Annotated in this window: 12 protein-coding genes and 1 pseudogene; 2 read left to right on the top strand and 11 right to left on the bottom strand. The window is 60.2% G+C overall.

What is annotated here, in order from left to right; genetic code table 11:
* Nucleotides 1–737 precede the first annotated feature (737 nt).
* From QMK17_RS21185 to QMK17_RS21140, 10 genes and pseudogenes are all read right to left on the bottom strand, one after another.
* Nucleotides 738–1,454: an SDR family NAD(P)-dependent oxidoreductase gene (locus tag QMK17_RS21185; protein ID WP_283511271.1), complete on the bottom strand. Its 717-nt coding sequence runs from the start codon at nt 1,452–1,454 to the stop codon at nt 738–740.
* Nucleotides 1,451–2,659 (bottom strand): MFS transporter, encoded by a 1,209-nt coding sequence (locus QMK17_RS21180; RefSeq protein ID WP_283511270.1) that lies wholly within the window; start codon nt 2,657–2,659, stop codon nt 1,451–1,453. Before QMK17_RS21180 ends, QMK17_RS21185 begins: the two co-directional genes overlap by 4 nt.
* Nucleotides 2,656–3,153: a cupin domain-containing protein gene (locus QMK17_RS21175; RefSeq protein ID WP_283511269.1), complete on the bottom strand. Its 498-nt coding sequence runs from the start codon at nt 3,151–3,153 to the stop codon at nt 2,656–2,658. The genes QMK17_RS21180 and QMK17_RS21175 overlap by 4 nt, the downstream gene beginning before the upstream one ends.
* Nucleotides 3,150–4,370, bottom strand: coding sequence for an acyl-CoA dehydrogenase family protein (locus QMK17_RS21170; protein ID WP_283511268.1), 1,221 nt, complete (start codon nt 4,368–4,370; stop codon nt 3,150–3,152). The genes QMK17_RS21175 and QMK17_RS21170 overlap by 4 nt, the downstream gene beginning before the upstream one ends.
* A complete protein-coding gene (locus QMK17_RS21165) occupies nt 4,367–5,734 on the bottom strand; it encodes an FAD-binding oxidoreductase (protein ID WP_283511267.1) in 1,368 nt (455 codons plus the stop codon). Before QMK17_RS21165 ends, QMK17_RS21170 begins: the two co-directional genes overlap by 4 nt.
* Entirely contained in the window at nt 5,731–6,654 is a 924-nt protein-coding gene (locus tag QMK17_RS21160) for a zinc-binding dehydrogenase (protein ID WP_283511266.1), read from the bottom strand. The genes QMK17_RS21165 and QMK17_RS21160 overlap by 4 nt, the downstream gene beginning before the upstream one ends.
* A gap of 27 nt (nt 6,655–6,681) precedes the next feature.
* Entirely contained in the window at nt 6,682–7,326 is a 645-nt protein-coding gene (locus QMK17_RS21155; protein ID WP_283511265.1) for a GNAT family N-acetyltransferase, read from the bottom strand.
* A gap of 252 nt (nt 7,327–7,578) precedes the next feature.
* A complete protein-coding gene (locus tag QMK17_RS21150; RefSeq protein WP_283511296.1) occupies nt 7,579–8,007 on the bottom strand; it encodes a hypothetical protein in 429 nt (142 codons plus the stop codon).
* A gap of 12 nt (nt 8,008–8,019) precedes the next feature.
* A pseudogene (locus QMK17_RS21145) lies at nt 8,020–8,181 on the bottom strand (TetR/AcrR family transcriptional regulator); the annotation flags it as partial.
* A 482-nt stretch (nt 8,182–8,663) separates the two neighbouring features.
* Nucleotides 8,664–9,005, bottom strand: coding sequence for a hypothetical protein (locus QMK17_RS21140; protein ID WP_283511264.1), 342 nt, complete (start codon nt 9,003–9,005; stop codon nt 8,664–8,666).
* A gap of 1,137 nt (nt 9,006–10,142) precedes the next feature.
* Here QMK17_RS21140 and QMK17_RS21135 point away from each other — a divergent pair.
* Nucleotides 10,143–10,415, top strand: coding sequence for a hypothetical protein (locus QMK17_RS21135; RefSeq protein WP_336620174.1), 273 nt, complete (start codon nt 10,143–10,145; stop codon nt 10,413–10,415).
* Between the two features lie 54 nt (nt 10,416–10,469).
* On the opposite strand, the gene speB is transcribed toward QMK17_RS21135, so the two are convergent.
* Nucleotides 10,470–11,432 (bottom strand): agmatinase, encoded by a 963-nt coding sequence (gene speB / locus QMK17_RS21130; RefSeq protein ID WP_283511263.1) that lies wholly within the window; start codon nt 11,430–11,432, stop codon nt 10,470–10,472.
* 118 nt (nt 11,433–11,550) lie between these two features.
* On the opposite strand from speB, the gene QMK17_RS21125 reads away from it, so the two are divergent.
* Nucleotides 11,551–12,177: a helix-turn-helix domain-containing protein gene (locus tag QMK17_RS21125; protein WP_283511262.1), complete on the top strand. Its 627-nt coding sequence runs from the start codon at nt 11,551–11,553 to the stop codon at nt 12,175–12,177.
* The last annotated feature ends 50 nt before the right edge of the window (nt 12,178–12,227 follow it).

Here is a 12,227-nt window from a genome sequence, read left to right as displayed (position 1 = left end):
TCAGGAGGTCTCGAAGGTCGATACGACGACCATCGGGCAGTCGTGCGCGGGCATCGACGCTGCGCGAAAGCAACAGTTTGAAGCGAACGTACGGACTGGCTCATTGAAGGCGTTGCACAACTTCGCTCGATCTCGAACGCAGACTTACCCTCTCGACTCGCGGAGATATACGACTTCGTCAACTTCGCGCACCCTTTGCGGGAAGGAAACGGCCGCACAGAGGGAATTCTTCGATCAACTGTTGTCCGAGTCTGGACGAGGTCTGGCCTGGGATGCGATCGAGCTGATCGAACTGCGCCGGGCCTGCCATCTCGCGCACGCCGAGCAGAACATCGAACCCCTCCGAAGAATGTTTGCACGGATCATCGACGACGACCCGGCTTATATCTTCAACCGAAATAGTTTGTAAACGTCATATGAAATCAGTGTCGAAGCATCCTCACGTGCCGCCCACGGCGATGGCCGTCGCTCGGATAGACTCCGCTTCGCGGCAAGTTCGGCATGCATGCTCGTCCCGGTGTTGGCGCTTCCGAGGTGAGCTGTCGTGTTCGACGTAGGATCCACCGCGTAACTATGAAAGCACGCGGTGGTCGCCTCGGCCGGTACCGTAAAGTGATCCCTTGCGCCAGTTTTCAGCTCATCACTGTTGAGGGGTCGGAATGAACCTTGGCCGCGACGATACAAAGCCCTGGCGTGCCAAGGGCGCTCCGACGGGCTGGGGGGTGACAGTGTTGGTGCTATTTCCCGAAGCCTCCTCCGTGGGCGACCAATTCGATTCCATTGATATAGGGCACGTCATTGGACGCGAGCCATGCGATTCCCGCGGCGATTTCTGCTGCCTTCGCGATCCGGCCACTGGCGACCAGCGCGCCCAACCTCCGTTCTCGTTCTACATTTGTTTCACCAGGAAGCCGCGTCATCTCCGTCTCGACCGGACCGGGTGCGATGCAATTGAGACGGACACCGAGTGGAGCAAGTTCCATCGCGGCCGATCGGTTGAAAGCCTCGACGCCCGCTTTGGTCGCCGCGTACACACCAAGACCAGCATTCGTTGCCGAAGCGCCGATTGCCGAGGTCACTGTCACGATCGAACCTGTCGACGCAGCGGCCATACGGGTCGCTTCCTCACGGATGGTCGCGATAGTCCCCGTGAGGTTGACCGCACACATTCGGGTCAAGTCGTCGTTGGTTATGTCAGCGATATGGGCGTACCCCCAAATGCCGACGCAGTTGATTGCAACGTCGAAGGACCCGAATGTCGAGTCGAGTTCATCAAACGCCGATGTGATCGAATCGAGTTGTTCCGCGTCGAGATGTCCCTCGTAAACGACGCCCTGGTGCGCTGTCGGTGTTCTTCCTAGTACGGCGAGCCGGTTGCCGGTCTGCGAGATGTAGTGGTCGATGACGGCTGCGGCGATACCAGACGTACCGCCGACCACGAGTATGTCGGTCACTTCGTCAGCTCGGCTCTCGCAGTGCCCAGCTTCGGTATGAGGGCGACTATTCCAAGACCGGCGAAAGCGAGGGACAAGTAGTACACCGAGTGGACAGACCCGGACAAATCGATGATCACACCACCGAGAGAGGCGCCTAGGAAAATCCCGAAGCAGATGATCGACGTGTGAACTGTGTTCACCACAAACGATATACCGCCGACCCTCATGACCCGGACCGCGAATGCCGGGTTGAGGCTGACACCCGCGAATCCGAGCGCAGCGACGCCGATCAGGACCACCACTGAATTGCTGTCGCCGAGAAGGAACAGTAAACCCGACAGGAAGATCACAACCGCGCCGACGCACGCCACAGTCAACGGGAAGTCGTCGGAGAGGCGACTGACCACGGTGATACCGAGGACGCATGCGACACCGTAGGCGGCGAGAATGATGGGCACCCAGCTCTGGTCGAAGCCTGCACGGTCGGTGAGAATCGGTGAGAAGTAGCTGAAGATGGAAAAAACGCCGCCGATCAACAATCCACTTGTCGCGTAGGCGAGCCACAAGCTGCCGTTCCTCAACTCCGACAGTTGAGCCAGAATTTTCGGTCGCGGGCCGGCGTCCACTGCTGGGACCAGAACGAAACTTGCCACGAGCGCGGTGGCCGCGAGGACAGCGACGAACGCGAACGCCAGTCGCCAACCGAACGTGTTTCCGAGGAAGCTGGCGACGGGTAGACCGATGACGGTGCCGATAGTGTTGCCGCCCATGACGATACCGATTGCGCGGCCACGAATTTTCTCGGGTACTGCCTGGGCTGCGATGGACAAGGTGACGCCGTATGCGGTGCCTGCGGCAGCTCCGGTGAGGATGCGACCGATGACGATGACGGAATAGTTGGGTGCTGCGGCGGCGATCAGTTCACCGATGATGAACACGACCGAAATGGCGATCAAAGCAGACTTGGGACGGAACCTGGTGAGAAAAATCGAGGCAGGCGGGGCTACGAGCACCATTGCCAGGGCGTAGATCGCGATCAGATAGCCGACACTGGGGATAGATGCGGGTAGATCCTGTGCGAGGTCGTTCATCAAGCCCGACACCATGAATTCGCTCGTCGTGAACGCCAGAATGGTGAATGCGAGTACGTAGACCGGGAGAGGGACTCGGGTGATGTCGTCAACATTTTCGGTCTGTGGCCCGGCCACTTCGGTGCTGCTCATACGACGGTCCTTTCATCGTGTGGAAGGTCTTGGCCGTTTCCTGGTGCGAGACCGAATCGGAGGCCGATCTCGGACGCTCGCGCGTTGTCGTCATCGGTTGCCAAAGGAACGGCGACGCCAGGGGACGCAGGTGTCCCGGCTTGGATGAAGAATTCTTCTGTGCCCGGTGGCGTGAATACGAACAGCACGCGCGCCGGGGCCGCGGTTCTGTTGCGGAACCAGTGGACGGTTCCGGGGGTGATGACGGCCGTGTCGCCGGGGCCCGCAGTGCGTTCGATGTCCTCGATCACGATCGCCACCTCCCCGGTATGCACGTAGATCAGCTCGGTTGCGTCGAGGTGGACGTGTGGTGGTGGTCCTCCTCCCGGTGGCACCCATCCATCGGTGAGCGAAAAGGCCCCGCCGGTGGCTTCACCTCGGACGGTGACGCTGTAGACGTCGCTGCTGAGCCAGACCGTCGGTGCGTCCGCGGCGCGGTAGACCGTAGACGTCATTTTTGGGTCTCGTCGCGTGAGAGGAATGGGTTGGTCGTTGCCCCGCTGAGTGCAAGTTGGCCGGTGGATCGCACGATTGCGTCCTGAGCTACCGCGTGCTGGTTGACAGTTTCGATGTCTCGCAACATTTGGTCGATCGAGTAGCGGCTGTGATCTTTGTAGATCGCGCGTCCGCCGGTAATGTCGTACGACTCGCGCACAATATCTCTCGCGACTCGGAATGCGTTCTGACGTGCGATCGCGGCACCGACGACGGCCGTGTGTAGGGCGTCTCGTTTCGCCGGGTCGTTGGCAGCAGCCCATTGATGCTCGAGTGATGAATGTACTGCGGCCCGGGCGGTGTAGAGGCGGGAGTACAAGTCTCCGATCCGCTGTTCGAGCAACGCGCGGTCCTCATTCTGCTCCGCATACTTCGGTTGAGCCTTTTCGAGCGCCAACTCGAATGCAGAGATAGCGATCCCCAGCGGGACGCCGGGCATTTTGCGCAGGATTGCATCACGTCCGGTATAGAGCGGACCTTGGCGAAGGGGCATGTCGAACGACATCGAGCGCGAGATTGGCACTGAAGCGGTTTCGGCCCGCGTGGTGTAGTGCCGGCTACCGCTGCCTTCGAGTCCAGTTGTGTACCAGGTGTCCAAGACTCGGAAGTCGTGTGGATGTGCGGCCAGAATGCGCCATTGCCACCGTTCGGTCTTGTAATCGAGATCTTCTCGACTGTCGTAGAGCTTTACGCCGGCCATCACTCGGTCGGCGTGGTCGATGCCGCTACCGAACTGCCAATTCCCAGAGAACTCGATACGGTCACCGTGCTGAATGGCGCTGCCTTGCGGGTGGATCCACCCTGCCGAGATCAGGTTGGGTTGATCGAAATAATCGTGGTGTGGATCGTCGAGGTATCCCGAGTAGATACCGGAGTCGATGCCGATCATCACGCACCACCCGACTGAGGCATCGATCCGCGAGATGGATTCGACTATGTCGTTCTGTTCAGGGGATGACAACCCCAGGCCACCCATGTCCGTAGGCTTGGCAATTGAAAAGACCTGCAGCGCGCGCAACTTGTGGACGACAGCAGTGGGCAATTTTCGTTCGATCACCATCTCTTCGCGGTGGGCAGCGACGACATCCGGCAGTTCCTTACGAATCTTCTCGCGCAGGTCAAGATACGCGGCCGTTGTGCTGATCGGTTCGGTGAGTAGGTCGAGCACGGTAGTCATGCTGATGTCCATTCGTCGGGGAGGTATCGACCTCCGCTGAATCGGCGGTGGGGGTCAAGAGCATCGCGAATCACGCGAACGAGATCGTTGGCGTTGCGAGTGAGTGGGTGTCCGGCATCGAGCCTGTAGGGCAGTACGCCGAGAGAACGGAAGTCTGCGTGCAGCGACGTCAAAATCCGGTGTGCCGATGTTGTTTGCGAGCTGCGATCGAATGCAATGGAGACAACGAAATCGACGATGTCGGGGCCGAGGAGGTTGGCGGTAGCACCGACGGTCGGACCATGGTCGGTGTTGTGCTGACCGATGATCGAGTACGCCTTTTCGAGAAGAGCTCGTTCCCCGGAGAAGAGCAATGGAAGGAAGAAGATCCAGCCGGTCCCAGAGGCGTCGACATTCGCAGGTTCTGCACCGAGTGTCCCTACGACGAGGTGATCGTGTGCGCTCACATCTCCGGTGTAGCCGTGTACGACCAGCTTGGTCACTGGATCCGATGCCGCATCCAAGTCCTCCGTGCCGTGGAAGATCTCGGTACCGGTCGGGTGGAGCCCCAATTGCTCGATGGCGAGGTGCGTGAGCGTGTCGACAGATGTTCTCGAACCGTCCACAGCAAAGTAGACAACCGACTCGTCGCTGCGATCGGCACCGGCGTATGACGACTGTGCTCCGGGACTGTAGATCTTGGGCACAGCGTTGATCAGGCCCGACGCCAAGGCATTTGCCAGCGCGTCGAGGAGTTGCGGGGTGTGTTCGGATGGGACAGCCGATTTTACGACGGCTGTGGCTTCGGGCCGTCGCAGCAGGCTGACCACCCCGGCTGTGACGACACCGAAATTGGATTGCGTGAACAAGCCCAGCAAGTCGGGACCGGTTCCGTATCGGTACGGGACCCGACCGGATTGGTCGCTGTCAGGCCACCACCCGATCCTGTGAGTACTGGAATCGGCGAGGGTGATCTCGACGCCCAGCAGGTCCTCGGTGCGGTGGCGACGAAGGCCGACACCACGATCGAGGGCATTGCCCAGCACCGATGTTTGCGCAGACGAGGCTGTCACGTTCAGCATGCGTGTGGTCCCGGCAAGTCGTTGCGATAGTTCGGCCTGGGTGACTCCGGCCTCGATGACAGCCCACCCGAGCTCGATGTCGATGTCGCGGACTGTCCTCATTCCAGAGACCGATACGCTGGTGGGGCGGCTATCGACGGGCACGCTCGAGCCAAGACCCCAGTTATATCCCGTCGAGAACGTGTGGATTTTGGTGTCGATGGGAACTGTCTGTATCAGGGACCTGACCTCTTCGATAGTGATCGGTGTCAGAACTTCGGTTTCGGCGTTGTCAAATTCGCCCACATTCGCGCGCCCGTTCATCGTCCGGCAGCCGGGTTGTAGGGAATGGTGAACGTGGTCTTGCCCCGCGTAATCAGGTCCAGTAAGGGCTTCTGGGTCAACGCAGACCAGTCGCCGCCATCGGTGGTGAGCACTCGAAGCTTGCCCTGCGCAGCAAGGTCGAGTAGCAGCGCGAGGTCGGTCGAAGCGGTTGCATAGTTGTTGAAGCTGACCAAGCTGATCCTTCGATCGGACAGCCATCCGGTATCGACCGAGAGGTGCTTTCGCGATGAACCACCGACGAGTAGGACGGTAGCGCCTGGTTCGACCGTCTTCAGCAATCGACCGAGTGCTGGACCGCCAACAACGTCCAACACGCCATCGAATAGGTCCGCGGGGTCTAGTTCGGATACGAGCCGAATGTCATGCTCCGGGAACATCTCCTTTTCGATCAGCCAGCGGCGCGACGCTTCGGATCGAACGACAGGAGTGACGCGAAGGTTGCAATTTCGGGCAAGCTGAATAGCAAGATGTCCGACTCCGCCGCTGGCACCGGTGACAGCGATCCGCTGGCCTTCAGCCAGACCGAGTTGTCTGATTGCACGTAGGGCAGTTAGACCGGCAACGGGTAGTGCGGCGGCGACTGCGGAGTCGACACCATCGGGTATCTTGGAGAGATTGTTCAAGGGAACAACTCGTTGCTGAGACCATGCTCCTGAGACTCCCCAGGTAACGACGCGCGCTCCGATCGTCGGTCCGGATTCGGGGGAGTCGGAATCGACGACGACACCACTGGCGTCCCAGCCGGTGGGAACCGTTGCATCCCAATCGACATTCGGTTCACCACCGTTGAGCGATATGTGGTCGACTCGCACCAGAACGTCGTCTTTGCTGCGTTCTGGTGCGGGCCCTTCCTCGAACTCGAATCGGTCTTCTCGTCGGTAGATCGACGTGATACTCATGGCGCTCCTCGAAACAACGGCTGGTGGTCAGTGCGTCGAAACAAACGCAGATGGCACATCGCTATCTGCGGCGTCGTTTGAAACAGACGCAGGACAGGTCGCGGTGATGACCTTCGCGTAGTGCAGTTCGTCGGAATAGCCGCCGCCGACGTCTATCAGCCTTGCGCTGCGGCGGCCTTCGAAGACGAAGCCTGCCTTCTCGGCAACGCGAGTGGATGCAGTATTGCCCGGTTTGATTCCGAGCTCGAATCGGTGGAAGAGACGGGCTTGATGTGACCAAGTGCAGAATATCTGGAGTGCGTGAACGGCGTAGCCGAGTCCTCGATACCGTTCGTGTACTTGGTATCCCACGTCCGCCACACCCGGCGGTACTAGTTTGCGGACCTTGATGAGCCCAACCGGCGTGTTGCTGCCCGATTGCACGATCGTCAATGCCGACTTGTAGCTCAAGCGCCAGTCCAGATAACCTCTGCGCGCAATATTTTCGGCGTACTGACGCGATGGGGGAGGGGTCAGTGCCCAGCGTCGAGAGAGTGCATCCGTGTCGCACTCGTAAACGAGGTCCGCATCACCCTGCTGGAGATATCGAAGGTACACATCTCCCGCGTCGATGCGGCCATCTTTGATGAGAGGGAAACCGTCAGGATTGTCCCAATCGTCGAACTTCTCCATGACCGCAAGGTGTCCTGACGTCGTCTGGCGTACCTCAACCAATCGCATCCGCCGCGCGACAGCCCACTCGATAGCTGCTGAATCTGAGACCGCCACCTGAACTTTAGTGGGTTCAGGTGGCGAAACCGCGTGTTCCACTGAGCTTCCCCCTCGCTTCGTGTACCGGACATCCCGATGACATTTCTGTACAGATCCATACACAATCGGGCTATTGTGCTGGAAGGGGCGATTCCCTGTTTGACTTTCTGGTACTTAAGGCGTGAGCGCCATCAGTGCACCATCGGCGATGGCGCGCATGGACTCGCGTCCGGATCCCACTCGTGCAGCCACCCTTATGCCGACGACAGCGCCGTTGATGATCTCGGCTTGCGCGGGCGGTGGCAACGTACACGAGATATCACCGCTGGCCTGTCCGGCCTGCAAATAGTCCGCCATAATTGACAGTCGCCGATGTAAGTTCACCGTCAATTGTTGGAGCGGGACCGCAAGCTCCGAATCGTCAGCAGCTTCGAGTGCCGTGTTCACCGAAAAGCACCCTGAGGGACCGCCTGACGCGCGTCGGTCCATCTCGCTGTCGATCAAATCGTCGAACAACACTGAAATGCGTTCGAGCACGGTCGTCGCACTGGACATGAGAACCGCATCCACCGACTCGTCTGCCTCCGCGAGGTACGTCGCCATACATTCTTCATACAGACCCACCTTGCTACGGAAGGCGTTGTACAGACTACTCCGACCCAACCCTGTTACGCGACACAATGTTTCGGTGCTCGTGCCATGAAAGCCGTGGGTCCAGAACTGACCGAGTGCAGCGTGGACTGCAGTGCGTCGATCGAACTCGGCCGTCCGTCCCATGAGACGACCGTAGCAATTGTGTATCGATCTGTCCATACAAAACGGTCTGTTCTCCAATGTGCGGCATCGATCGACCAAACACGAAGTTCAGTGACGGAACCGTTAGCAGCGCCAGGGGCGTCAAGGCGGCATTTCGATCTACGCGGCAAAGATGCGACGCTTCGATCGATCCGCGAAACGCCACCGTCGAACGAAAAACTGTCGGGGAATCTTGATCTCGTGGTCCTGACATTTTCGGCGGGCATGACGTCAGGATGTCTGACGGTGCGGTAACTGCGCTTTGCGCACCAAGATGTCAGATTCTGATCATCGAGACCACGCGACGTTCGTTTTGGCGCGATTTTATTGCGCCGAAGGATGGGAGAGAGCGCCTGAACTCTTAGCGTGAGTTGGCGAGTTTTTGCACGGCGTCGGGGACCGGCCGACCGGTTTTGGCGCTTGCTGCGACGGCAGCTTGTGCGGCAGCGCGGCGGACCGCGAGGCTACGAATGGGCGGGGCCGGATTCTTCGGTGTTGCTGTGGTCATTTTCTGCCTCCTCGTCGTATTGGGTGTCCGAGTCTCCGAGCGCTATTTGCTCGGCGATGACTTGGACGATGTCGGAGTCGCTGCGTGTGGCCAGTCTAGATGCGACGAGTGTTTCGAGCACCTTCCATCCAAGTTGTGCCTCGGTGTCGGAGGTGCTGAAGGTGCGATCGAAGGCCCAGGTGGTGCGTCGGAACCATTCGGAGCGGCGGTCTGCGGAGTTCTTCTGTTGCCAGGTGATGATGACACCGATGGTGGCGACCAGTCCGATGATCAGAGTGACCCACGCCTGCGCTGGCATCGTCGATGACTCCTTTCTGTCAAGAGGACGAGCTGGATGGGCAGAAGGCTAGGTGAATGCTCCGACACGGACGCCGGTCCGAGTTTCGTCTGGGAGCCGTGGCGGGCGCGTTCGTCGGATAATCGGCGAGGGGACTGGAGGACACTCTTTTGCTTTTGGTGGAGTCGAGTGGCCAGATGGACGGGGATGGTTCGTGCGGGATGTTCGTGGTGTGGGCGGACTCGAAAGTGGCATCTTCTAGTCTTCTTTTGAGTTGAACGTGTGTGAATCCGGCTGGACATCGGTTGGTCACTCGACTCCCTGAGCTGCCAGGTCAACGGGCTTGTGGTGGATTCGGGTGCGTCCAGGGGAATCGTTCATCACTCTGACATCGAGTCCGGGGTTCGAATCCCTGACGGCGCGCAGCTAGTGCCCCTGAACAGCGTGAGCTGGTGAGGGGCACATTTTCGCGTAATTTCTGCTGGAGAATCGAGGCATCCCACAGTCGAATCACTAAGTGCCCTGAGCTGGAGTGATTCGATGGCGTGGACATTCGACTCGCAAGACGCGCAAATGTGGAGTCAATTCATCTGCGCGGGCGCAATGTGAACTCTGGCCACGCGTTGTTGATCGAATTTGTGGGCTCGGTGAGCCTGACGGACTCGTGCGGACTGCGAGGCCCACACTTACTCATCTTTTTGGCCACCAGCCGGCGGCGTGGATCGCGGAGAACCCCTGCGCGCCTGGTGGACTGAGCCGTGAAGGTTCGGGGCTGCGTGGTTAAGGGGCGGGGCAGAAGAATGACTGTGACGATCGAATATTCGAGTTTCCGGCCGGTGCGGGACGATCGCCTTCAGGACTCGGGCGTTCAGGCTCACCAAGCTTCAACTGCGGATGTGTGTCCGCACGATGGTCCGCGTATCTCGAGGCTGAGACGGTGGCGCACGAAGGAAGGCGCGGTGATTCGTGGCCCGCTGGAAGGGGCAATGGACATGGCATTTTCCGCACCGTCCCTCGTGAAACGCCAGTTCAGCGCTTTCTTCGCATCGCAAAACCGGTCGGCGACGTCCGCTAGGCTGCCGATATGGGCTGACAACCAAGGCAGGAAACCCACCGCGAGCGGTATCGAGGCAGTCTCCGCGGCAGTGGAGCCCGCGATTGCGCTCGCCGTCGCGGCGCGGATTGCCGGCGCGGTCGAATCGTCCCCGTTCCGAAGGCACCCGTCGGACGCACGCCGAAGCTTGGAGCCGCCTCTCTGGGTGGTGCGAACGGAACGGTCACACGGCGCACCCGGTCCCGGTCGCCAGGTATCTCGTCAGCGCCGCCGATACCCGTACCGATGCGGGGGAGCGGGCATACGCCGTCGCCACCCTGCACCGCCTCGACGGCCTGCACGTCCGCCTGCAGGACGTTGCCGCGTTCGATGTGTGAGAACTTTTGTGCGGCAGACCCCGTCGATCGGCGAGGACAATCGAGCGAGATGTGTCAGCGGTTCAAAGCGAGCACCGACAGCAACTCGTAGGCCACGTGAGCCGCGGCGATTCCGGTGATCTCCGCATGGTCGTACGCGGGAGCGACCTCGACGATGTCGGCCCCCACCACATTCAGTCCAACCAGACCCCGCAGCGTGTTGAGCAGTTCTCTCGATGTCATACCGCCTGCCTCGGGGGTACCTGTTCCCGGTGCGTGCGCTGGATCGAGGACGTCGATGTCGACCGAGACGTAGACCGGCCCGCCGTCGAGTCGCCGCCGCATCCGCTCGACGATGCTGGCGACGCCGTCGACCTCGTAGTCGTCGGACCGAATTACCTGGAAGCCGAGCACTCGGTCGTCCTCTAGGTCCTTCTCGCTGTAGAGCGGGCCGCGAATGCCGATGTGCTGTGAACGCTCCAGGTCGATCAGGCCTTCTTCGCTGGCGCGCCGAAACGGCGTTCCGTGTGTGTAGGGCGCACCGAAGTATGTGTCCCAGGTGTCGAGATGAGCATCGAAGTGCAACACGGCGATCGGGCCGTGATCGCGAGCCAGCGAGCGCAGGATCGGCAGCGCGATGGTGTGGTCACCGCCGAGCGTAAGAATCGAAGAGCCGTCGGCGCGGAGGTCGGTGACCGCCGACTGAACTGTGTTCAGCGCTTCGGTGATGTCGAACGGGTTGACGCCGATATCACCGAAGTCGGCTACCTGTTGGTTCTTGAACGGAGATACTTTCAGCGCCGGGTTGTACGGCCGCAACAGCTTCGATGCCGCGCGAATATGGCCGGGGCCGAACCGCGCGCCGGGGCGGTAGCTGACACCTGAGTCGAACGGGACGCCCAGGATCGTCACGTCGGCGCGGGAGACCTCGTCGAGGCGCGGGAGGCGCGCGAATGTCGTCGGTTCGGCGTAACGCGGAACCTTCGTGGCATCCAGAGGTCCCCGGATCTGGTTGTTCTCGGTTGACTGATCGCTCATGTGATTGGCCTGCTTCCGGCGGCTGGTGAGGTGTGGAATGTGGCGTCGCTCTCAGTCACGTATCGTTTCCTTGGAACGAACAATTGTCAACACTTGTTTCCTGTAGAGGACAAAGTTTATGGCCAGTAGTCACAACCGTGCAACAGCTGATCCGGTGCCGCCCAGGATCGGGGCGCGGCTCAAATCTGCCCGGGCGGCGAAGCGTCTGACGCTGGACGAGCTCGCCGACTCCTGCGGAGTCACCAAGGGCTACTTGTCCAAGCTGGAGCGGGATCACGTCAATGCCTCCGTGGCGATGCTGATTCGGGTGTGCGCGGCGCTAGAGATTCCCGTCGGTTCGCTCTTCGAGTCCGCATCGGTCGGGGAGGTCGTACGCGCAGACGCGTACCCGCGCATCAATTTCGGCGGTGAGAACATGACCGAATTTCTCCTCACTCCATCAGGTGAGCGGCGATTTCAGGTGCTGCTCGGTGCGATCGAGCCCGGAGGTGGGAGCGGGTCGGAATCCTACGAACTTCCGATCGACGTCAACTTCGTCTTTGTTGTCACCGGTCGGCTGAAAGTGATGTTCGACGGCGACCCGGCCGAGGCGATTTCTGCCTCGGCCGTCGTCCTCGGTGAGGGCGACTCGTTCACCTTCTCCCCACGTCAACGGCACTGTTTCCGCGCGGAGGGCGCTGCGCCGACCAAAATTTTGTGGGTCTTGAATCCGGCGTTGCCCGAGGGCCCTCGAGCCCAGGCTTAGGGCGCCCTGCAGGAAAGTCGCAATTCTTTTCAGGAAACAAATGTTGACAG

The organism is Rhodococcus sp. G-MC3, from assembly GCF_030063335.1.
Classification (GTDB): Bacteria; Actinomycetota; Actinomycetes; order Mycobacteriales; family Mycobacteriaceae; genus Rhodococcoides.
The sequence above is the reverse complement of the archived record's forward strand: the minus strand, read 5'-3'. Positions and strand labels throughout refer to the sequence as shown.